Source organism: Ollibium composti, assembly GCF_004801285.1.
In the GTDB taxonomy this organism is placed as follows: Bacteria; Pseudomonadota; Alphaproteobacteria; order Rhizobiales; family Rhizobiaceae; genus Mesorhizobium; species Mesorhizobium composti.
Map to the genome: position 1 here is coordinate 42,759 of NZ_SSNY01000009.1, position 21,606 is coordinate 64,364.

At 65.2% G+C, this 21,606-nt stretch carries 22 protein-coding genes and 1 pseudogene; 14 read left to right on the plus strand and 9 right to left on the minus strand.

Annotated features, from left to right (window positions below; all coding sequences use genetic code 11):
* Positions 1 to 99: 99 nt before the first annotated feature.
* On the plus strand, positions 100 to 1,284 hold the full coding sequence (locus tag E6C48_RS15430; protein WP_136358779.1) for an MFS transporter: 1,185 nt from the start codon (positions 100 to 102) through the stop codon (positions 1,282 to 1,284).
* A gap of 51 nt (positions 1,285 to 1,335) precedes the next feature.
* On the opposite strand, the gene E6C48_RS15435 is transcribed toward E6C48_RS15430, so the two are convergent.
* Positions 1,336 to 1,989, minus strand: a complete 654-nt coding sequence (locus E6C48_RS15435) for a glutathione S-transferase family protein (RefSeq protein ID WP_136358781.1) — start codon at positions 1,987 to 1,989, stop codon at positions 1,336 to 1,338.
* Between E6C48_RS15435 and E6C48_RS15440 the strand changes: the two genes are divergently transcribed.
* The 6 genes and pseudogenes from E6C48_RS15440 to E6C48_RS15465 all read left to right on the plus strand — a co-directional run bounded on the left by E6C48_RS15440 (position 1,988) and on the right by E6C48_RS15465 (position 5,087).
* Positions 1,988 to 3,004: a sigma-70 family RNA polymerase sigma factor gene (locus tag E6C48_RS15440; RefSeq protein ID WP_230978791.1), complete on the plus strand. Its 1,017-nt coding sequence runs from the start codon at positions 1,988 to 1,990 to the stop codon at positions 3,002 to 3,004. The two genes, E6C48_RS15435 and E6C48_RS15440, sit on opposite strands and share 2 nt — an antisense overlap.
* A gap of 77 nt (positions 3,005 to 3,081) precedes the next feature.
* On the plus strand, positions 3,082 to 3,405 hold the full coding sequence (locus tag E6C48_RS15445) for an ArsR/SmtB family transcription factor (RefSeq protein ID WP_136358794.1): 324 nt from the start codon (positions 3,082 to 3,084) through the stop codon (positions 3,403 to 3,405).
* A complete protein-coding gene (locus tag E6C48_RS15450; RefSeq protein WP_136358796.1) occupies positions 3,402 to 3,812 on the plus strand; it encodes an SRPBCC family protein in 411 nt (136 codons plus the stop codon). Before E6C48_RS15445 ends, E6C48_RS15450 begins: the two co-directional genes overlap by 4 nt.
* A 149-nt stretch (positions 3,813 to 3,961) precedes the next feature.
* Complete coding sequence (locus E6C48_RS15455) at positions 3,962 to 4,177, plus strand: hypothetical protein (RefSeq protein WP_136359104.1); 216 nt, start codon at positions 3,962 to 3,964, stop codon at positions 4,175 to 4,177.
* Between the two features lie 4 nt (positions 4,178 to 4,181).
* Positions 4,182 to 4,628 (plus strand): annotated as a pseudogene (locus E6C48_RS15460) (DUF1801 domain-containing protein).
* A gap of 39 nt (positions 4,629 to 4,667) precedes the next feature.
* On the plus strand, positions 4,668 to 5,087 hold the full coding sequence (locus E6C48_RS15465) for a DUF1801 domain-containing protein (RefSeq protein ID WP_136358798.1): 420 nt from the start codon (positions 4,668 to 4,670) through the stop codon (positions 5,085 to 5,087).
* Positions 5,088 to 5,139: 52 nt separating this feature from the next.
* Here the strand turns inward: E6C48_RS15465 and E6C48_RS15470 are convergent, their stop codons facing one another.
* A complete protein-coding gene (locus E6C48_RS15470; RefSeq protein ID WP_136358800.1) occupies positions 5,140 to 5,589 on the minus strand; it encodes a GatB/YqeY domain-containing protein in 450 nt (149 codons plus the stop codon).
* Between the two features lie 256 nt (positions 5,590 to 5,845).
* Here E6C48_RS15470 and E6C48_RS15475 point away from each other — a divergent pair, with 256 nt between their 5' ends.
* Together E6C48_RS15475 and carA are read left to right on the plus strand one after the other, a co-directional pair.
* Positions 5,846 to 6,289, plus strand: a complete 444-nt coding sequence (locus tag E6C48_RS15475) for an SRPBCC family protein (protein ID WP_136358802.1) — start codon at positions 5,846 to 5,848, stop codon at positions 6,287 to 6,289.
* Positions 6,290 to 6,463: 174 nt separating this feature from the next.
* Positions 6,464 to 7,660, plus strand: a complete 1,197-nt coding sequence (carA, locus tag E6C48_RS15480; protein WP_136358805.1) for a glutamine-hydrolyzing carbamoyl-phosphate synthase small subunit — start codon at positions 6,464 to 6,466, stop codon at positions 7,658 to 7,660.
* 33 nt (positions 7,661 to 7,693) lie between these two features.
* Here carA and E6C48_RS15485 read toward each other — a convergent pair whose 3' ends face one another.
* The 5 genes from E6C48_RS15485 to mntR all read right to left on the minus strand — a co-directional run bounded on the left by E6C48_RS15485 (position 7,694) and on the right by mntR (position 11,519).
* A complete protein-coding gene (locus E6C48_RS15485) occupies positions 7,694 to 8,050 on the minus strand; it encodes a hypothetical protein (RefSeq protein WP_136359106.1) in 357 nt (118 codons plus the stop codon).
* A gap of 140 nt (positions 8,051 to 8,190) precedes the next feature.
* Positions 8,191 to 9,462: a TCR/Tet family MFS transporter gene (locus E6C48_RS15490; RefSeq protein WP_136358807.1), complete on the minus strand. Its 1,272-nt coding sequence runs from the start codon at positions 9,460 to 9,462 to the stop codon at positions 8,191 to 8,193.
* A gap of 203 nt (positions 9,463 to 9,665) precedes the next feature.
* The gene (gene ypfJ, locus E6C48_RS15495) at positions 9,666 to 10,604 is read right to left on the minus strand and encodes a KPN_02809 family neutral zinc metallopeptidase (RefSeq protein ID WP_136358809.1); all 939 of its coding nucleotides are present in this window, start codon (positions 10,602 to 10,604) and stop codon (positions 9,666 to 9,668) included.
* A gap of 172 nt (positions 10,605 to 10,776) precedes the next feature.
* Positions 10,777 to 10,965 (minus strand): hypothetical protein, encoded by a 189-nt coding sequence (locus E6C48_RS15500; protein ID WP_136358811.1) that lies wholly within the window; start codon positions 10,963 to 10,965, stop codon positions 10,777 to 10,779.
* 98 nt (positions 10,966 to 11,063) lie between these two features.
* Positions 11,064 to 11,519, minus strand: coding sequence for a manganese-binding transcriptional regulator MntR (gene mntR / locus E6C48_RS15505; protein ID WP_136358813.1), 456 nt, complete (start codon positions 11,517 to 11,519; stop codon positions 11,064 to 11,066).
* A gap of 279 nt (positions 11,520 to 11,798) precedes the next feature.
* Here mntR and E6C48_RS15510 point away from each other — a divergent pair, with 279 nt between their 5' ends.
* The gene (locus E6C48_RS15510) at positions 11,799 to 13,175 is read left to right on the plus strand and encodes an Nramp family divalent metal transporter (RefSeq protein WP_136358815.1); all 1,377 of its coding nucleotides are present in this window, start codon (positions 11,799 to 11,801) and stop codon (positions 13,173 to 13,175) included.
* Between the two features lie 7 nt (positions 13,176 to 13,182).
* Here the strand turns inward: E6C48_RS15510 and E6C48_RS15515 are convergent, their stop codons facing one another.
* Entirely contained in the window at positions 13,183 to 14,364 is a 1,182-nt protein-coding gene (locus tag E6C48_RS15515; protein WP_136358817.1) for an MFS transporter, read from the minus strand.
* A gap of 208 nt (positions 14,365 to 14,572) precedes the next feature.
* Here E6C48_RS15515 and E6C48_RS15520 point away from each other — a divergent pair, with 208 nt between their 5' ends.
* From E6C48_RS15520 to carB, 4 genes are all read left to right on the plus strand, one after another.
* On the plus strand, positions 14,573 to 14,908 hold the full coding sequence (locus tag E6C48_RS15520) for an ArsR/SmtB family transcription factor (protein WP_136358819.1): 336 nt from the start codon (positions 14,573 to 14,575) through the stop codon (positions 14,906 to 14,908).
* 115 nt (positions 14,909 to 15,023) lie between these two features.
* A complete protein-coding gene (locus tag E6C48_RS15525; RefSeq protein ID WP_136358821.1) occupies positions 15,024 to 15,680 on the plus strand; it encodes a dihydrofolate reductase family protein in 657 nt (218 codons plus the stop codon).
* Between the two features lie 215 nt (positions 15,681 to 15,895).
* Positions 15,896 to 16,846 (plus strand): SH3 domain-containing protein, encoded by a 951-nt coding sequence (locus E6C48_RS22710; protein WP_206086514.1) that lies wholly within the window; start codon positions 15,896 to 15,898, stop codon positions 16,844 to 16,846.
* Between the two features lie 177 nt (positions 16,847 to 17,023).
* Positions 17,024 to 20,509 (plus strand): carbamoyl-phosphate synthase large subunit, encoded by a 3,486-nt coding sequence (gene carB, locus E6C48_RS15535; protein ID WP_136358823.1) that lies wholly within the window; start codon positions 17,024 to 17,026, stop codon positions 20,507 to 20,509.
* A gap of 102 nt (positions 20,510 to 20,611) precedes the next feature.
* Here the strand turns inward: carB and E6C48_RS15540 are convergent, their stop codons facing one another.
* Positions 20,612 to 21,382, minus strand: coding sequence for a type I restriction enzyme HsdR N-terminal domain-containing protein (locus E6C48_RS15540; RefSeq protein WP_136358825.1), 771 nt, complete (start codon positions 21,380 to 21,382; stop codon positions 20,612 to 20,614).
* Positions 21,383 to 21,606: the final 224 nt, after the last annotated feature.

A 21,606-nucleotide genomic window follows, 5' to 3' on the forward strand; every position in this document is an offset into this window, starting at 1 on the left:
CAGATCAGCCGGCCTGAATCCCGGTCCAGAATTTCTGCATTGCCGGTCGGCCGCGATCGTGGTCTGTGGAGCGCCGCCCAACTGGTCATGATCGCACACATGCCGCTTCCGCTGATTGCCCTGTTCATCGCCGCCTTCGCCTTCGGCACGACGGAGTTCGTCATCGCCGGGGTGCTGCCGCAGGTCGCCGGCGGCCTTGGCGTTTCGGTACCGACGGCGGGTTATCTCGTCTCCGGCTATGCGCTCGGCATCGCCATCGGCGGCCCGCTCCTGACGCTCGCCACGCCGAACGTCGCGCGCAAGACGCTGCTGCTTTGGCTCACCCTGGTCTTCACGCTCGGCCAGGTCGCCTGCGCGCTGGCGCCCGACTTTTTCTCGATGCTGGCGTTGCGCGTCGCGGTGGCCGTGGCGCACGGCACCTATTTCGGCGTCGCCATGGTGGTGGCGACCAGCCTGGTCAGCGAGGAGCGACGCGGCATGGCGGTCGCGCTGGTGCTGGCCGGCCTGACCGTATCCGGCATCGTCGGCGTGCCGGCCGGCACGGCGATCGGCAACGCCTGGGGCTGGCGCGCGACATTCTGGACGATGACCGCCCTCGGCGTGCTCGCCGCCGCCGCGATCGCCGTGCTGATTCCAACTTCGCGGGTGGTCGCCGCACCTCACGCCGGCCTGCGGCGCGAGATCGGCGTGCTCGGCCGCCAGCAGGTCTGGACCTCGCTGATCGTCATGCTGATGCTGATGATGGGACAGTTCGTGCCCTACACCTACATCACCCCGCTGCTGGAAGAAGTCACCGGCCTGACCTCGCAAGCCGTACCGTGGGTGCTGCTCGCCAGCGGCATCGGCGCCACGCTCGGCGTCTTCATCGGCGGCAAGCTCGCCGGCCCGCGGTTGATGTCGGCCCTTGTCGCCATGCTCGCCCTGCAAGGCATCGTCCTTGCCGCCATGTATGCCGTAAGCCCCTATCCGCTGCCGATGGTCGTCGTCATCGTCGTCTGGGGCGGCGTCAACTTCGCCATCGGCACCGCCGTGCAGACCCGCATCCTGCGCTGGACCGCCGATGCGCCCAACCTCGCCTCCTCGCTCATCCCGTCAGGCTTCAACGTCGGCATCGCTCTGGCCGCTTTCGTCGGCGCGACGATGCTCAACGCCGGCCTGTCGTACCGCAGCCTCCCGCTGGTTGGCGTCGTAGCAATGGCCGTCGCGGTGGTGACCGCTTGCCTGTCCTACGCCGCCGAGCGGCGCAACGGTGGACGGCCACCCCTTCCGGCCACATCCGGGTAGGCTTTCCATGCTGGCGGGCGGCTGCAACACGCGGCACCCACTCCCGTGGGCTTACGCCGGGATCAGGTCCGGCACAGCAACCGCCGTTTCCGGCGGAGCGGCCTTCACCCACGCATCCGTGTTGCGGATGGCGTCGAAATAGCGGTTGACGTTGGCGAAAGGCGTCCAGTCGAACGCAGTCGCACCACGATAGGACTCCAGGCAGACCATCGCGTAGTCGGCGATGGTGACGGCGTCGCCCACCAGCGTGTCGCGCCCGGCGAGATGCGCGTCGAGGACCCGCGCGCGCACGCCCGTCTCTTCCAGGCAGAAATCGACCAGACCCTGGCTAGGATGGCCCATGCCGAATTTCGGCTTGATGATGCTCTCGAAGATCAGCGTGCCGAAGGCGCGGTTGAAATGCGCCTGCTCCCAATAGAGCCAGCGATTGACGTCGGCACGGATTTTCAATTCGCGCGGATAAAGCGAGGCGTCGCCCGCCTTGTCGGCGAGGTAGGCGCAGATGGCGTTCGATTCCCACAGGACGAAATCTCCGTCGACCAGTACCGGCACCATGCCGTTCCGGTTGAGCGCCAGGAATGCCGGGGCTCTCGTCTCCCAACGCGCGAAGTCGAGCGCGCGAATATCCACCGTCAGACCGAGATGGCGGATGACGGCGACCGCCTTGCGCGAATTGGGCGAACCGGGAAGCGTGTAGAGTTGCATGACCGAACTCCTTTGTTGGGGTCATGGGCAAGACGAACGGGGCGCCGCAAAGGATTCGGCGACAAGAATATTTTTTATGGCCGCGTATCCTTTTGGCTTCGCCAGACGTCCTTGCTATGCCAGCAGCGAGGACCCGCACATGAACGAACAGCCGATCGACCGGAACCGGGAGGAATTCGAGGACGCCGCCCGCGTCCTGCGGCCCAAGCTGCACCGATATTGCGCGCGCATGGCAGGATCCTCAATCGACGGCGAAGACATCGTCCAGGAGACGCTGCTCAAGGCCATGCTGGCTTACGAGCGCGGCACAACGGTCGACAGCCTGGAGGCATGGCTGTTTCGCATCGCGCACAACACCGCGCTCGATTTCCTGCGCAAGCGCGTCCGCCTGGAGGCTTTGAGCACCACCGAACAGGATATCGATATCGCCGATCCAACGGACGAGGTCGCCCGCCACGAGAACGCCGCGATCGGCCTGCGCCCGTTCATGAAACTGTCGCCGGCCGAGCGCAGCAGCGTCATCCTGATGGATGTCGTCGGTTATTCACTGCGCGAGATCGGCGACATCATGGGCACGACGATCCCCGCCATCAAGGCGTCCCTACACCGGGGCCGGGCGCGGCTGGCAATGCTTCAGGATGCGGCCGAAACCGAAGAAACGCTGCTGAACCGGGAGGAACAGGCGCGCCTTGAACGCTATGTCGAGCTTTTCAACGCGCGCGATTTCGACACCGTGCGTGACATGCTGGCCGAGGATGCACGACTGGATCTGGTTGCCCGCCAGTCCCTCGTCGGCAAGCCGTTCGTGGGCAAGTATTTCACCAAATACGGCGGCCGGGATGGCTGGCGCCTCGCCGTCGGCCGCGTCGATGGCCGACCTGCGGTGCTGTCGCACGAGAACAACTCGCCGACACCGACCAATTTCATCCTGCTCGACTGGCGCGGCGGCCGGATCGTGCGCATCCGCGACTTCTATTTCGCGCCCTACGTGACCGAGGCCGCCGAAATCGGCTGAACGCATCACAATCCTTATTGATTAATCCATATCCGGCTGGTTATAGATTTCTCATAACCAACTGGCTATCGATTACGATGTCGAACACCGAGGACCTTCTGTTCAAGACTCTGGCCGACCCGACGCGGCGGGGCATCTTCGAGCGCCTTTGCCGCGAAGGAGAACAGACCGTCGGCGCCCTGACGGCGTGGGCGGGCGTCTCGCAGCCGGCTGTCTCGAAGCATCTTGGCGTGCTCAGGCAAGCTGGCCTGGTAAGCGACCGCCACGAGGGTCGCCAGACCCACTACAGCGCGCAACGCGATGCGCTGGCGCCGCTGGCCGACTGGACGAGACAGATGACCGGGTTTTGGCAAGGCCGGTTCGACGACCTAGAAGACCTGCTCAAAAGGATGGACCAATGACCGCTGCCGAAACCGAGACGCGTTCCGTCGTCGTCGAACGCGACGTCCCTTTCCCGCCGGAAAAGATCTGGCGGGCACTGACCCAGCCGCATCTCATCGCGGAATGGCTGATGAAGAACGAGTTCAAGCCCGCCGTCGGCCATCGCTTCAACTTCAGTGCCGACTGGGGCGCCGTCGATTGCGAGGTGCGCGCCGTCGAGCCGAACAGGCGGCTCGCCTACACATGGGATGCCGGCGAACTGAAAAGCGTCGTCACCTGGACGCTCGCGCCCACCAGCGACGGAACACGCCTGCGCATGGAACAGAGCGGCTTCCGGCGAGACCAGCCCCGCTTCTACGGCGGCGCCAAGGCCGGCTGGCCGCTTTATCTGGAAAAGCTGGAGCAGGTGCTGGCGAAAATGGATTGATGCCCTGAGCATCGGGCCAAAAAGTGCGAAGCGGTTTTTGGAAAAACCCGATGCTTGGACAAGAGATAGAGCGGCGAGCCATTCCGATGGAACGTTCGTCGCTCTGGTACCGCCATCCGCTCCATCGACACGACATCACGGAGACGACATTGAACTGGAACAAGGGCATCCGGCAGGTTCACCGCTGGCTTTCGATCATCTTCACGGCCACCGTCGCCGCCAATTTCATCGCCATGGCGCTGGGCGAACCGCCCGCCTGGGTGGTCTATTCGCCGTTGCCGCCGCTTTTCCTGCTGCTGTTCAGCGGGCTCTACATGTTTGTGCTACCCTATGTGACGGGGCGCCGTGCAACGCAGACGGGATGAGCGCGTGACCGCAAAAGCAGCGAAGCCGCGGACCGGCCCCTCCGGGGAGCCGGTCCTGCTTTCAGGCGGCAATCCGCAGATCGCCAAGGGCTACGGCGACGCGCCGGTGCAGGCCTATATCGAAGCCATGCCGGGCTGGAAAAGCGATCTCGGCCGCCGGCTCGATGCGGTTGTCGTCCGCGCCGTGCCGGCCTTGCGCAAGGCTGTCAAATGGAACTCGCCCTTTTACGGCGCCACCGGCGACGAGGGCTGGTTCCTCAGTTTCCACTGCTTCGCGAAATACGTCAAAGTGGCCTTCTTCCGCGGCGCGGCGCTGAGCCCGCTCCCGCCTGGCCAATCAAAGTAGAAGGACGTGCGCTATCTCGACATTTACGAGGACGACACGCTCGACGAGGCCCTTTTCGTCTCATGGGTCGAGCAGGCGAGCCGCCTGCCCGGCGAGAAGATGTGAACGCCTCACGGACGGCACGCAAGCAAGGCAGAACCCACGATGACCACCGCAACAGGAAATTCCACCGATCTTCCCGCCCCCGAGCGGATCGACGCCCGGATCAGGGAACTCGGCGACTGGCGCGGCGAAACCCTCGCTAAGGTGCGCCGCCTCATCCATCAGGCCGACCCCGACGTCGTCGAGACATGGAAATGGCGCGGTGTGCCCGTATGGGAGCATGACGGCATCATCTGCACCGGCGAGACCTACAAGACGGCCGTCAAGCTGACCTTCGCCAGGGGGGCGGCGCTGGAAGACCCGTCGGGCCTTTTCACGTCCAGCCTCGAAGGCAATGTCCGGCGCGCCGTCGATATCCGCGAAGGCGAGGCGATCGACAAGGACGCGCTGAAAGCGCTCGTCCGCGCCGCCGTGGCGCTGAACACGGCGAAGCGCGCGCCGAAGAAAACGAAAGACGCCTGACGGCAATCCTGTCCATCAGCCTCGGCCTCGCCCCGAGGATGGCGTCACCGTGTCAGGAAAGCAGGCTTTTCACCATACCGCTCGCCTTGCCGAAATCCATGCGGCCGGCGAACTGCTCGCGCAGGCGGGCGATTACCTTGCCCATGTCCTTGACGCTGGCCGCACCCGTCTCGGCGATCGCGGCGCGGATCGCCGCTTCCGTCTCGGCCTCGTCCATCTGCTTCGGCATGAAGTCGCGGATCACCGCGATCTCCTCGCGCTCCTTGGCGGCGAGTTCGGGCCGGCCGCCGTCATCGAACGCTTTGGCCGATTCCTCGCGCTGCTTCACCATCTTGGCGAGCAGTTGCAGGATCTCGTCGTCGCTGGCCGCTTCCTTGCCTGTGCCGCGATTGGCTATGTCACGGTCCTTGATCGCCGCCTGGATGAGGCGCAGCGTCGAAAGCCGCGCCTTGTCGCCGCCCTTCATGGCGGCCTTGACCTCTTCCGTCACCTTCTCGCGCATGGCCGATGTCCTTTTGAAAGTCGTGCGTCCTTCGAGGCTCGCTCCGCTCGCACCTCAGGATGAGGGTGGCAGGATGCCAACGCAATCTACGAAGGTCGGCACCAAACGATCCTCATCCTGAGGCGCGAGCGGAGCGAGCCTCGAAGGACGCACCGATAAATGGCATTTCGGCTATAATCTCAAGTGCGGTTGTCGGATCGGCGAAGCGTCGCCCGTCCTTGGAAGGTCCAACCAGTCAACCAAAGGGAGAAACGACATGCCAGGAACCGTGCGTCTGCACCGCGTGCTCACCACCAGCCCGGAGAAACTCTACCGCGCCTTCGTCGAGGCCGATGCGGTGGCGAAATGGCTTCCGCCGAACGGCTTCCTGTGCACCGTCCATCATCTGGAGGCGAAAGTCGGCGGAACGCACAGGATGTCCTTCCGCAACTTCACCACTGGCGAAAGCCATTCCTTCGGCGGCGAATACCTCGAACTCGTGCCCGGCGAGCGCCTGCGCTACACCGACAAGTTCGACGACGCGAACCTGCCCGGCGAGATGACCGTGACGGTAACGCTGAAGAAAGTCTCGTGCGGCACCGAACTCAATATCGAGCAGGCCGGCATACCGGACCTCATCCCCGTCGAGTCCTGCTATCTCGGCTGGCAGGAATCGCTGCGCAACCTGGCCAAGGTGGTCGAGCCCGAGATCAACCAGTAGCGACGACGCCGGGAATACTGGCGGGCGCAGGGTCCACGGCGATTGACCCCGCGCCCGCCTTCCCCTATGTGCAGGCCTTGCAACCACACCGGTTACATGAACGACGCGGGGCGCCGGCGCTCTGCGTCTTGTGCTGCGCGAAATCCCGCGACCGCGCCCCGAAGGAGAGCCGCCATGGCCACTGCCCCCTGGACAACCGAAATCCCCACAGCGCTGCTGGTGCTGGCCGACGGCACGGTGATCGAGGGGCGAGGCCTGGGCGCGACCGGCTCGGCGGTGGCGGAAGTCTGCTTCAACACGGCCATGACCGGCTATGAGGAAATCCTCACCGATCCGTCCTACGCCGGCCAGATCGTCACCTTCACCTTTCCCCATATCGGCAACATCGGCACCAACGAGGAAGACATCGAGGACCTCAACCCGGCGGCGCGCGCCGGCGCGGTCGGCGCCGTCTTTAAGGCCGACGTCACCGACCCGTCGAACTACCGCGCCAGGGACCACCTCGACCGCTGGCTGAAGCGGCGCGGCATCGTCGCGCTCGCCGGCATCGACACCCGCGCGCTGACCGCGCTGATCCGCGAAAAGGGTCTCGCCAACGCCGTCATCGCCCATGCGCCCGACGGCAAATTCGACATCGCCGACCTGAAGAGGCAGGCCGCCGCCTGGTCGGGCCTAGTCGGTCTCGACCTCGCCAAGGACGTCACCTCAGGCCAGTCTTCGGTGTGGAAGGAGACGCCCTGGGTGTGGAACGAGGGCTACGGTGAGCAGGAGAAACCCTCCATCCACGTCGTCGCCGTCGATTACGGCGTCAAGCGCAACATCCTGCGTCTGCTCGCAGGCCTCGGCGCCAAGGTCACCGTCGTGCCGGCCAAGACGAGCGCCGACGAAATCCTCGCCATGAAGCCGGACGGCATCTTCCTGTCAAACGGCCCCGGCGATCCCGCCGCCACCGGCGAATACGCCGTTCCCGTCATCAAGGACCTGCTCAAGACCGATATCCCGATCTTCGGCATCTGCCTCGGCCACCAGATGCTGGCGCTGGCCGTCGGCGGCAGGACGCAGAAGATGCACCAGGGCCATCACGGCGCCAACCATCCAGTGAAGGACCACACCACCGGCAAGGTCGAGATCGTCTCGATGAACCACGGCTTCGCGGTCGACGGAAAGTCGTTGCCGCAGGGCGTTGAGGAGACTCACGTTTCGCTGTTCGATGGCTCGAACTGCGGCATTGCGCTGACCGGCCGGCCGGTCTTTTCCGTCCAGCACCACCCCGAGGCCTCGCCCGGCCCGCAGGATTCGCACTATCTGTTCCGCCGCTTCGCCAACCTGATCCGCGAGATGAAGGGCGAGCCGGCGCTGGCCGAGCGCTGAGATACGGCCCGGCCAGATCGAGCAAAGGCTGAGCTAGCTCTTCTTCTTCGTGATCAGCGTCAGCGTGCCGTCCTTGCTCATAGCAGTGGCCACGACCTGCTCGGACGTCGCGCCCTTGGCATCCAGCGCGGCCTTCGCCTCGGGCGTGGCGTCGATCGTCGAGTGCAATTCCTTCAGCGTTGCGTCGTTGCCTTGCGCCACGACCTGCTCGACCTGCTTTTGCGTCTCCTGCGGCAGTTCGCTGACATCGACCACGTTGAAACGCTGGATCTTCGGGGCGGCGTCCGGTTCGGCGGCCGGCGGCTGCGATGGCGTCGGCGACGTCTGTGCATTCGCGGCGCTCGCGCCGATAAAGGCAAGGCTCGCCGCCAGCATGAAAACTTTGCGCATGGGTTTCCCTTCCAGTTGGCCCCGCATGAGGGCAACTGACAGGGACAATGAGTCCTCAGCCTGCCGGCCACCGGGTTATTTCGTGACCAATCCGTGGCAGCAATGTGGAGGCCGCGGCCGATCCGGCCGCGACCGGAACCTCAATGCCCGCCCGCTCCCGCGGCTTCCGGCGCATGCATACGTTCGACCTCCTTCGGCGTCGGCTTCGCCACCTTGGCGACGAAGACGAGCAGCGCGAGCGCCAGGAAGACGCCGCCGAGCAGATAGGGCGCGCCGGCGAACACGACCGGCGCGTCCGGCCCGGTGAACCACGAGAAGATCGCCGTGTAGAGCAGCGGCGTGATGATCGAGGTGATCGAGAAGATCGAGGTCATCGCGCCCTGCAGCTCACCCTGCGCCGAAGGCGGCACCTTGGCGGCGGCGAGGCTGCGCAGCGGCGGATCGGCCAGCGCCTCCAGGCAGCCCGCGACGATGACCGCATAGATCATCCAGCCCTGCCAGGCGAAAGCGTAGCCGAAGGCGCTGACGGCGGTGAAGGCAAGCCCAATGGCCGCCGTGCGCCATTCGCCGAGCTTCGGGATGACGCGCGGCAGCACCGTGGCCATGACGATGGCGCCGCACAGGCCGAAGGCGCCGAGCGACAGGCCGATCTGCGTTTCGCTCCAGCCGTAGCGGTAGGTCGACACGAACGACCAGACCGCCGGATACATCATGTGGCCGAGCGTCATCAGGAAGAAGGCCAGCCCGATCCAGCCGATGCCCTGATAGTTACGCATCTGCAGGAGCGTGCCGATCGGGTTCGCCCGCTTCCACTCGAAACGGCGGCGATGCTTTTGATCCAGCGTTTCCGGCAACAGCACCAGCGCGATCAGGAAGTTCACGAAGGCGAGCGCGGCGGCGAAATAGAACGGCACGCGCGGCCCGAAGGTGCCGAGCAGCCCGCCCAGCACCGGGCCGATGACGAAGCCGACGCCGAAGGCGATGCCGAGCAGGCCGAAATTCTTCGCCCGATTGTCGTCGTTCGAGATGTCGGCGATGAAGGCCGAGGTGGTGGAATAGCTGGCGCCGGAAATGCCGGCCAGCACCCGGCCGATGAACAGCATCGGATAGGACCACGCCACCGCGCAGATCAGGTTGTCGATGGAGAAGGTCAGCACCGAGGCGAGCAGCACCGGCCGGCGGCCGAAGCGGTCGGACAGGCCGCCGATCACCGGCGCGAAGAAGAACTGCATGGCGGCATAGACGAAGAACAGCCAGCCGCCCTCGATCGCCGCCTCGCTGACGCCGACACCGGTCAGTTCCTGCAGATAAGCCGGCAGCACCGGCATGATGATGCCGAAGCCGATGACGTCGAGCAGCAGCGTGGTGAAGACGAGCGCAAGGCCCCGTTTGGCGGTCTTTTCGTCGATCATGGCCGATTTCCGTTTGCTTGGCCGCGTGGCATCAAACGGTGCCGGCGGGGCGCTGTTTATAGGCGAGCCGCCCTGCCGCAACAATCACCCATCGCAACGCCGGCTTTCATCCTGACACAAGCCGACATCGCGGAAAGCCGCAGCCTGGATGCCCCTCTCCGCGTCCTTACGGAGAGAGGAAAGCAACATCGCTGCGACAACCCTCAGATCGGGTTGTTGAAGGTATCGCAATCCGAAAGCTTGCCGGACGAGAAGCCGCGCTTGAACCAGCGCACGCGCTGCTCCGAAGTGCCGTGGTTGAAGCTCTCGGGCACGACGTAGCCCTGCATCTTCTTCTGCAGCGTGTCGTCGCCGATCTGCTGGGCGGCGTTGAGCGCCTCCTCCAGATCGCCCTTTTCCAGAATGCCCTTCTGCGCGGTGAAGTGGCCCCACACGCCGGCGAAGCAGTCGGCCTGCAACTCGACCTGCATCGACATGTGGTTGGCGTCCGCCTCGCTCATCGACTGCCGCATCTGGTTGAACTTCGGCAGGATGCCGGTGAGGTTCTGCACATGGTGGCCGACCTCGTGCGCGATGACGTAGGCCTCGGCGAAGTCGCCGGACGCGCCGAACTGCTGCGATAGCTGCTGGAAGAAATCGGTGTCGAGATAGACCTTGTGGTCGCCCGGACAGTAGAACGGCCCGGCCGCCGACGTGGTGAAGCCGCAGGCCGAACGAACCTGCCCCGAGAACAGCAGGAGCGTCGGCTCCTCGTACTTCATGCCGTTGGCCTGGAAGATGCCGTTCCAGACGTCTTCCGTCTCGGCCAGCACCGTCGAGACGAACTGCTTCATCTCGTCGTTGGCAGGCGCGCTGCTGCCCTGCCCGCTGTTGTCGGTGATCTGGCCGCTGTTGTCGGTGCCGTCCAGCAGCCCGCCGCCGCCGCCCAGCACCTGCATGGGATCGATGCCGAGGAATTTCAGCCCGAAATAGAGCACCACGAGAATGACGATGGTGGATAGCCCGCCGCCGCCGGCGCGGCCGCCTATGGGAATGCGGAACTGACCGCCCGGCCCTCCCAGTCCGCCGCCGCCGAACCCGCCGCCCGTACTGCTGCGGTCGTCCTCGACATTATCGCTCTGCCGCCGGCCTCTCCAAAGCATTGCAATTCCTCGTGGTAGGTCGTGCCCTTCACGCAACAATTATCGCAAGGGTTGCGCCAAGTCACAGGGATTTTTCGTCCCGGACGTCAATGCCTGCCGCCAGGCGCCGTCCCGGCAAGATCAGCATGCAGGGAGATGGCGTCCGCAAGCGACCCCAGCGAGGTCCAGCGGATCAATCCCTCTGCTTTGCTCCGGCGCTCTTGCCGTCCGAGCTTCGGGAGCGCTCGTCGAAGCGCTTGGCGCCCTTGGCCAGGTCCTTGCCCATGGCGCGCTCCGTCTTCTTCTCGTCCTTCGCCGCCGCCGCCTTCAATCCGGCGGCCGCCTTCTTGCCCTTTGCGCTCGGTGCCTGTTCGACGCCCATGCTTTCCTCCATCGAAGACGCCGCGACGACAATCGGCGCGGCGGCCATCAACGCGCCAGCGAGCCCTGCGTTCCGGTCCCGCGTTCCCGTGGCGGAAATCAGCCTTCCTTCGTCATGGCGCGGCGGAAGGCCTCCAGCGTCTCGGCGCTGACATGGTGCTCGATGCCCTCGGCGTCGATGCGCGCAGTCTCGGCCGAGACGCCGAGCGAGCGCAGGAAGGCCTCGACCGTCTGGTGGCGGATGCGGCTTTCCTCGGCCACCTTGCGGCCGGCCTCGGTGAGGAACACGCCGCGATAGGGTTTTCGCGACACCAGCCCGTCGGCGGCGAGCCGCGCCAGCATCTTGGCCACCGTCGGCTGCGCCACGCCGAGCCGCGCGGCGATGTCGACCTGGCGCGCCTCGTTGCCGTCCTCGATCAGGTCGGCGATCAGTTCGACATAGTCCTCGACCAGCGCCGAACGCCGCGCCTCGCGCGTCTGCCGAAAACCCTCGGAATGCACCTCGGCATCGGGCAGCGGCTCGTCGCGCCGGACAAGTCTCGTTCTGGCCGCCACGCGTTTCTCCCTGGTCCAGCACTGCCTTTCAGTTTCATAGCACGGGCTTTGATTCTTCGGGAAAGTTTATCCTCGTACCATCGAATGCCATCGCCCGCTTCGGTCAAATCCCGCCACACGCCCGGCAAAACCTTTCACATCAACAGTTTCCAGCCGCCGCTTGAATCGTTTTCCGACTTTCGGCTCTCCCACCAAAGAAGCACAGACAATGAAATATAGCCTATTGCATAATGATGAGCCTTTGCATAAATTGGCGTCGATAAGCCACGAGACGTGACCATGACCCCTCCGCCGTCCGAAGCCGAAGCCACCCTGCCTTCGCAGGAGCAATGGCGCTTCTTCCGCGACACCGGCGAAAACCGCCCCAGCCTGCCGGAGGTGAACGCCTCCGTGGCGGTGCCGAAAGGCGCCACTTGGCTGCGTCGGCTGTTCGCCTTCGCCGGCCCCGGCTACATGGTCTCGGTCGGCTACATGGACCCTGGCAACTGGGCCACCGATCTCGCCGGCGGCGCGCAGTTCGGCTACACGCTCCTGTTCGTTATCATGCTGTCGAACCTGATGGCGATTCTGTTGCAGGCGCTGTCGGCGCGCCTCGGCATCGCCACCGGCCGCGACCTCGCCCAGGCCTGCCGCGCCTACTATCCGCGCCCGGTCAACTTCGCGCTGTGGATCGCCTGCGAACTCGCCATCATCGCCTGCGACCTCGCCGAGGTCATCGGCACGGCCATCGCGCTTAATCTCCTGTTCGGCATCCCGCTGGTCGCCGGCGCCATCATCACGGCGCTCGACGCCTTCCTGCTGCTTTACCTGATGAACAAGGGCTTCCGTTTCCTGGAGGCCTTCGTCGTCGCGCTGCTGATCGTCATCTTCGGCTGCTTCGCCGCGCAGATCATCGCCGCCCAGCCTTCGGTCAGCGGCATTCTCGGCGGCATGTTCGTCCCCTCGCCCGAGATCGTCGCCAATCCGGCGATGCTCTACATCGCCATGGGCATCATCGGCGCCACCGTTATGCCGCACAATCTCTACCTGCACTCCTCCATCGTGCAGACCCGCGCCTATGAGCGCACCGAGGAGGGTCGGCGCGACGCCATCAAATGGGCGACCGCCGATTCCACCATCGCGCTGATGCTGGCGCTGTTCGTCAACGCCTCGATCCTCATCGTCGCCGCCGTCGCCTTCCACGGCACCGGCCATGAGGATGTGGCCGAGATCGGCCAGGCCTACGAACTCCTGTCGCCGCTGCTCGGCCTGTCCGTCGCCTCGATCCTGTTCGCGGTAGCGCTGCTCGCCTCCGGCATGAATTCGACGGTGACGGCGACGCTCGCCGGCCAGATCGTCATGGAAGGCTTCCTCCACCTGCGCATCCCGCAATGGGCGCGCCGGCTGATCACCCGCGGCATCGCCATCGTGCCGGTGGTCGTCGTCACCTGGCTTTATGGCGAGAAGGGCACGGCCGAGCTACTGGTGCTGTCGCAGGTCATCCTGTCGATGCAGCTTCCCTTCGCCGTCATCCCGCTCGTCCACTTCGTCTCGGACAGGAAGAAGATGGGCTCGCTGGCCATCGCGCGCTGGGTCAGCGTGCTTGCCTGGATCGTCGCCACCGTCATCGTCGCGCTCAACGTCAAGCTGCTCTATGACACCTTCGCCGGCCTGTAGGCGGCCGTCACTCGGCCGGCTGTGTGGCCAGCCGCCGCCGCGACAGCCTGCTGGCCAGCATGACGCCGAGTGCGGCCAGCGGCAGCGCGCCCGCCACAAGGCCGAGATCGGACGGCCTGGCGTATTCCAGCACGCGCCCGCCCACCACCGTTCCCAGCGCGACGCCGAAATAGATCGCCGAGGCGTTGAGCGACAGCGTCAGGTGCGCGACATCCGGCGCGTAACTCACCACCCGGCTCGCCTGCGCCGGCGGGAACGCCCAGCCGATGATGCCCCAGGGCAGCATCAGGCCGATCAGCAGCGGGCCGGACAGTTGGTGCGGCAAAAGCTTCAGATCGAGGGCGATCAGCAGGCACATGGTGATCGACAGGAGCAGCGACAGCACCACCACACGGCCGGCGCCGATGCGGTCGGCCAGGAAGCCGCTCGACAGATTGCCGATCACCGCGCCGATGCCGAAGGAAAGCAGCATGCCCGGCAGCGCCATTTTCGGCAGGCCGGCGCCCTGCATGGCGAGCGGCGCTAGATAGGAGATCACGACGAAGGCCCCGGTAAGGTAGAGCAATGTCACGAAAAGCGCGGCCGGCACACCGGGGCGCGTGACCGCAAGAAAACGCTCGCTTAATGTCAGTCGGGCGCCGCGCATGCCGCGCGGCAGCCGCCACCACAGCACCAGCGCCGTCAGGAAGCCGAGGCCGGCAACGGAGAGGAAGGTGCCGCGCCAGCCCCAGAAGGCGGCGATCAGCGAACCGAGCGGGGCGCCGAGCGCGACGGCGAACGTCGTGCCGCCGACGACCACCGAGATCGCCAGCGCCCGGTGCTCCGGCCCGGCCAGCGCCACGGCCGTCGCCTGTGCGGTTGCGGCGAACAGGCCGGCCGCCGCCCCCATCACCAGCTGCGCCGCCAGCAGCATGGCGAAGGACGTGCTGGTTGCCGCAAACGCATTGCCGGCGACGAACAGCAGCATCGCCGCCGTCAGCACCAGACGGCGGTCCATCGCGCCGGCGAAGGCGGAAAGCGTCGGTGCGCCGACCGCATAGGCCAGCGAGAAGGCGGTGATGAGATAGCCGGCGCTGGGGATGGAGATGTGCGTGTCGGCCGCGATCGACGGCAGCAGCGCGGAGAAGACGAAACCGACCGTGCTCATGGCGAACGAGCCGACCGACAGCCACAACAGGCGCTTGTCCATGGAAAATGCCTTTGTTCAAAATTCATTGAACAATTGGACTTCTGTTGGCCTTCTGTCAATTCTATGCCACAACGCTCCTGCCAGCCTCATGTCATGAGGCCATGTCCGCACGCGGCAACTTGCCGGTATCGCCGGGCCACGGCATTGCATCCCGCCCCGCCGCGCGGCAGGAACGGGACCCGACGCGAAAGGAAAGCAAGACCAGGCCATGAACCCGCAGCATCCCGATGTCGACCAGATCAGCCTTTCCAACGTGCTGGCCGCCCTCGGCGACCCGACGCGGCTGGCGATCGTGGCGGAGCTGGCGCGCAAGGGCGACGGGCCGGTGAGCTGCAGCCATTTCCTGATGTTCACGTCCAAGACCAATCTCAGCTACCACCTGGCCAAGCTGCGCGAGGCCGGCGTCACCCGCACGGAAGTCAGCGGCACTAGCCGCTTCACCACGCTGCGCCGCGCCGATCTCGACCAGCGCTTCCCCGACCTTCTGGCGTCGGTCATCACCGGCGCGTCGACCGCAGACGAATCCGAAGCGCAAACGACATAAGCCGCCGCACACGTCATTTTCCGTCTCATCGATGTCGGCATCGCCGCCGGCCGTCCGTCCTTGGCATATCGAGCGCGCCTGACCCTAGGCATGCGCAGGATCAAGGGAGAGTTTTATGAGAAAGATCGTTGCCGCCACCTTCGTCAGCCTCGACGGCGTCATGCAGGCCCCGGGCGGGCCGGAGGAAGACCCGACCGGCGGCTTCGCCTTCGGCGGCTGGACGTTTCCCTTCTGGGACGAGGCCTCGGGCGAGGCCGTGGGCGAGATCTTCGCCGAACCCTTCGACCTGCTGCTCGGCCGCCGCACCTACGATATCTTCGCCGCCTACTGGCCTTACGCGGACAAGGACGATTCGATAGCGAAAGCCTTCAATCCGGCGAGAAAATACGTCGCCACCCACCGTCCCGAAAGCCTGGCCTGGCAAAACAGCGAGGCGCTCGGCGCCGATATCGTCGCCGCCCTGCGCGCGCTGAAAGCGCAGGACGGGCCGCGCCTGCTGATCCAGGGCTCCAGCGACCTGATCCACCAGTTGCTCGCCGCCGAGTTGATCGACGAATTGCGGCTGATGATCTTCCCGCTGGTGCTGGGCAAGGGCAAGCGGCTGTTCGACGGCGGCACCCCGCCCCGGACCTTCCGCGTCGCCGGCGTCAGAACATTTTCGACCGGCGTGATCGCGGCGCGCTACGAGCCCGCCGGTGCGGTGGCCACCGGTTCCTTCGGGCACGAAAACCCGAGCGAGGCCGAAATCGAGCGGCGCCGGACCTTGCGCTGACGTTCCGTCATCTGTGCCGCCGATGCCACGGCCGGGAGCGGAAGCGGCACGGGCTCCGCATAACGAGACTTTCAATCGCCACACTGCTCGTGCAATCTGCGCGCCGGCCCCAAGGCGGAACATACGAGCGGACACGTTGACGATATCGAAACCGATACCAATCCCTTCGGTCGGGGCCCGGTCGCGCCCCGCCTGCCGCTGAAGGGAGCCGGCGGATGCTTCGACGCGCATTTCCTGCGCTGGCAATCCTGCTGCTCGCCGGCCAGGCATCGGCGGCGGCAGAGCCGCAGGCTTCGATGGCTGTCGTGCAAGGGCTTGCCGAAGGCGACATGCTCAACCTGCGCGCCAGCGCCTCCCCCACTGGCCGGGTCGCGGCCCGCGTGCCGAACGGCACGGCCCTGAAGAAATTCGGCTGCGACACCTTCAAGGGTTACGACTGGTGCGAGGTGCAGGACGTCGCCAATCCGCAGATGCGCGGCTGGGCGCCGGCACGCTACCTGCTCGACGCCGGGCCGGTGGACGACGCCGCCCCCGCGATGGCCACCGGCACGACGGGAAACCCGCAGGAAGGACAACTTGCCGTGCCGCCCAACCTCGCGGCTCGCTTCGGCGAGGCGCAACCGGCTCCCGCCGACGATGCCGAGGAAAAGTCGGCGGCGATCCGCAAGGCCATGCAGGACGCCTACGGAACCGCACCGGCTGCGGAAGACGACGATACCTCCTTGCTGGACGACGGGATTGAAGGCGTCGAAGCGGATTCAGACGCCGGCAGCGACGAAGCCACGACCGCCGACGTTCCCGTGCCCACGCCGCGGCCCGGCGAGGCGACCGATGCCGCGACCATGGTTGCGCGGACGGAGGAGCCGGCCCCGTCGGCAACGGGCTCGCCCGCGCCTGCCGGCGGCGACATTCCCTGCGCCCGCTATGTCGGCCAGCCGATGACCCGTTGCACGATCTCCGTGGCGCACAAGGGCGAAGGCGCTGCCGATGTCACCGTGACTTGGCCGGACGGCGGCACGCGCATCATCAATTTCCGTGACCGCAAGCCGGCCGGCTCGGATTCGACCGGCGAATTCCGCTTCACCCGCGAGGGTACGCTGAACATGATCCGGATCGGCCAGTCCGAGCGCTTCGAGATCACCGACACGCTGTCTTTCGGGAAGTGAACGGAGTTCCCGGGCCGGGGGTGAATTTCCAGCGGGAAATCGTGCATTTTCGGGGTTACATAGCCCCTCCTCCTCCCCTATAAGACCCGCCTAGCCACAGATCAGAATCCCCTTGCGCAGCGGCCGGGCCGAACCCCTGTCGTGCTTTTGCGCAGCCTGCCGAACGGACCGCCACACATGCCAAAACGCACCGATATCAAGTCGATCCTGATCATCGGGGCCGGCCCCATCGTCATCGGCCAGGCCTGCGAGTTCGACTACTCCGGCACGCAGGCCTGCAAGGCGCTGCGACAGGAGGGCTTCCGCGTCATCCTGGTCAATTCCAACCCGGCCACCATCATGACCGACCCGGAACTGGCCGACGCCACCTACATCGAGCCGATCACGCCGGAAGTGGTGGCGAAAATCATCGCCAAGGAGCGGCCGGACGCGCTGCTGCCGACCATGGGCGGCCAGACGGCGCTCAACACCGCCCTTTCGCTGCGCCGCATGGGCGTGCTGGAGCGCTACGGCGTCGAGATGATCGGTGCCGACGCGCATGCCATCGACAAGGCCGAGGACCGCGCGCTGTTCCGCGAGGCGATGAAGAAGATCGGCCTCGAAACGCCGAAGTCGATGCTCGCCAACGCGACCTCGGTGAAGGACGAGGACCGCAAGAAGCACGAGGCCGAGCGCGCCGCGCTGAAGGAGGCGAACGCCTCAGACACCGAACTCGACGCGCTCGAAACCCGCTGGAACCTCGGCGAAGGCGACCGCAAGCAGCGCTATATGGGCCACGCCATGGGCGTCGCCGCGACCGCGCTCGACCATGTCGGCCTGCCGGCGATCATCCGCCCGTCGTTTACGCTGGGCGGCACCGGCGGCGGCATCGCCTTCAACCGCGAGGAATTCTTCGCCATCGTCCAGTCCGGCCTCGACGCCTCGCCGACCACCGAAGTCCTCATCGAGGAATCGGTGCTCGGCTGGAAGGAATACGAGATGGAGGTCGTCCGCGATAAGGCGGACAACTGCATCATCGTCTGCTCCATCGAGAACATCGACCCGATGGGCGTGCACACCGGCGATTCCATCACAGTCGCGCCAGCGCTGACGCTGACCGACAAGGAATATCAGATGATGCGCAACGCCTCGATCGCGGTGCTGCGCGAGATCGGCGTGGAGACCGGCGGCTCCAACGTGCAGTTCGCCGTGAACCCGGCGGACGGCCGCCTCGTCGTCATCGAGATGAACCCGCGCGTGTCGCGCTCCTCCGCGCTCGCCTCCAAGGCGACCGGCTTCCCCATCGCCAAGATCGCCGCGAAACTGGCCGTCGGCTACACGCTGGACGAGCTTGAGAACGACATCACCGGCGGCGCCACGCCCGCCTCCTTCGAGCCATCCATCGACTACGTGGTGACGAAGATCCCGCGCTTCGCCTTCGAGAAATTCCCCGGCGCCGAACCGGTGCTGACCACCGCGATGAAGTCGGTCGGCGAAGTGATGGCGATCGGCCGTACCTTCCAGGAATCCTTGCAGAAGGCGCTTCGCGGCCTGGAAACCGGCCTCACCGGCCTCGACGAGATCGAGATTCCGGGGATGGAGGGCGGCGACGACAAGAACGCCATTCGCGCGGCCCTTGGCACGCCGACGCCGGATCGTCTCCGCATGGTGGCGCAGGCGATCCGCCTCGGCACCTCGCTGGAAGACGTGCATGCCATGTGCAAGATCGACCCGTGGTTCCTCGAGCAGATCGCCGGCATCATCGCAACGGAAGCCCGCATCCGCGAGCACGGCCTGCCTCAGGACGCCCAGAACCTGCGCACGTTGAAGGCCATGGGCTTCTCCGACGCCCGTCTCGCCTCGCTGACCGGCAAGACCGCCAAGGAAGTAGCGCATCTGCGCAACGCGCTGGACGTGCGCCCGGTCTACAAGCGCATCGACACCTGCGCGGCCGAATTCGCCTCGCCCACCGCCTACATGTATTCCACCTACGAGGTGCCGTTCGCCGGCCAGACGGCCAACGAGGCCGGCGTCTCGGACCGCAAGAAGGTGGTCATTCTCGGCGGTGGCCCTAACCGCATCGGCCAGGGCATCGAGTTCGACTACTGCTGCTGCCACGCCTGCTTCGCGCTCAACGAGGCCGGCTACGAATCGATCATGATCAACTGCAACCCGGAGACGGTCTCGACCGACTACGACACTTCCGACCGGCTCTATTTCGAGCCGCTGACGGCCGAGGACGTCATCGAGATCCTGAAGATGGAGCAGACGCGCGGCGAGCTGGTCGGCGTCATCGTCCAGTTCGGCGGCCAGACGCCGCTGAAGCTCGCCGAGGCGCTGGAGAAGAACGGCATCTCGATCCTCGGCACCTCGCCGGACGCCATCGACCTCGCCGAGGACCGCGACCGCTTCCAGAAGCTGTTGCAGAAGCTGGATCTCACCCAGCCGAAGAACGGCATCGCCTATTCGGTCGAGCAGGCGCGCACCGTCGCCTCCGAACTCGGCTTCCCGCTGGTGGTGCGTCCGTCCTACGTGCTGGGCGGCCGCGCCATGCAGATCATCCACGACGAGGGCCAGCTCCAGACCTACCTGCTCGACACCGTGCCCGGCCTGGTGCCGGAGGACATCAAGCAGAAATACCCCAACGACAAGACCGGTCAGATCAACACGCTGCTGGGCAAGAACCCGCTGCTGTTCGACACCTATCTGTCGGGCGCCATCGAGGTCGACGTCGACTGCCTGTGCGATGCGGCGGGAGGCGGCAAGGCCGTGTTCGTCTCCGGCATCATGGAGCACATCGAGGAGGCCGGCATCCATTCGGGCGACTCGGCCTGCTCGCTGCCTGTTCATTCGCTGTCGAAGGAGACGGTGGATGAGCTGGAGCGCCAGACCGCCGCCCTCGCCCGCGCGCTGAAAGTCGGCGGCCTGATGAACGTGCAGTACGCCATCAAGGACGGCACCATCTACGTGCTGGAAGTGAACCCACGCGCCAGCCGCACCGTGCCCTTCGTGGCGAAAACCGTCGGCAAGCCGATTGCCAAGGTCGCCGCCCGCATCATGGCAGGCGAGATGCTGGACGGCGCCTTCGCCCATTACGGCGCCAAGCCCGACCCGCGCACGCCCGGCCACATCGCGGTGAAGGAAGCCGTGTTCCCCTTCGCCCGCTTCCCCGGCGTCGACATCCTGCTCGGACCCGAGATGAAATCGACCGGCGAGGTGATGGGGCTGGACCGCGACTACGCCATGGCCTTCGCCAAGAGCCAGCTCGGCGCCGGCATCGACCTGCCGCGCTCGGGAACGCTGTTCGTGTCGGTGCGCGACGAGGACAAGGCCGGCATCCTGCCCGCCGTCAAGCGCCTCGCCGACCTCGGCTTCAGGGTGCTGGCGACCTCGGGCACCGCGCGCTTCCTCAAGGAGAACGGCGTCGAGGCGGAAAAGATCAACAAGGTGCTGGAAGGCCGCCCCCACATCGAGGACGCCATCCGCAACCGCCAGGTGCAGATCGTCTTCAACACCACGGACGGTCAGAAGGCGCTGTCGGACTCCAAATCGCTCCGCCGCGCCACGCTGATGCAGAAAGTGCCGTATTACACCACGCTGGCGGGTGCGGCGGCAGTGGCCGAAGCCATTGCCGCGCTGAAGGCGGGGAGCCTGGAAGTGCGGCCGCTGCAGGAGTATTTTTAAAAGCGCTCTCTATCTCCGCTTTGTGAAAGAGAAAGCGATTTCAGAGCCTGAGCGCAGTGTGCGGCGATAAAAGAATGACAAAACCTGGATTGCAGGTTTTTGTCACACGATCGCTGCCTCTTTCCGCTTCGCCCTCTCCATCTTCTTCAACGCCTTGTTGATCCGCGCAGACGCTTCCTTGGCTTTGTCGCCTTCAACCGCCTCACGCTTGATCACCTCTTCCGCAATCAGGGTAGCGAGATTTTCCGGCGCCACTTTCAAATCAGGAAACAACCTTCGCAATTCCCGCCGCACGACGGAGACAACAGGTTCCGAGCAAACGATTGCGGCAACGGTGAACTTGTTGAAGAGTTGCGCCTGTTGATGGAAGGCGTCCATCGCGTCGGTGGTCAGCCCTTCCTTGGCGAACGGAAACAATTGCTGAAGGTGATCCTGATTTTTGGGGCTGACGCCCGCGAGATCGAACCGGCACACCTCCTCGTGGCTGATCTGGTTCGCGACATAGATGCGGATCAGCCGCCATTCGACAGCATTCGTCAGGATTACCCAGTGAATGCCTTGATGTGCACCGTAATCGATGACCTGCCGCAAATGATTGTCAGCAAGGCTGCTTCCCGCTGACTTCACTTCTATCAACAGCCTCAACTTGCCGCCGATCTTAACCGCCAAGTCGCAATATGTGGCTTTTATCTGATGTTCCGAGGTCAGTTCCTCGTATTTGTCGTATCCGAAGATATCGGCAAGGATGTCCTTCACCAAAGTGACGGTGTCAGCTTCGGCAACATCGGCCTTTTGCTGTGCGGCAGCAATCTTCTGGTATTTTTTGAGATCAGCCATTATCCGCTCAACAAATTTTTTCGGTAGCTTGGTCATGTTACGTCCCCTCCCGGACCAATACTGCGCACGGAGAGGGATTCGGACAAGCTTTTTCGCTGAAGTTCGGGAATCTCGCAGCCGTCATCCCGGAAGCTGATCGCAGCGCAGCGAAGATCTGCTATCCGGGATCCATTCCGGAACATCGGCAAGGTTACGGATTGGATCCCGGCTCTGCGCTCGCAAGCTCGCTTGGCCGGGATGACGAAGTGGTGGTGGCTGCC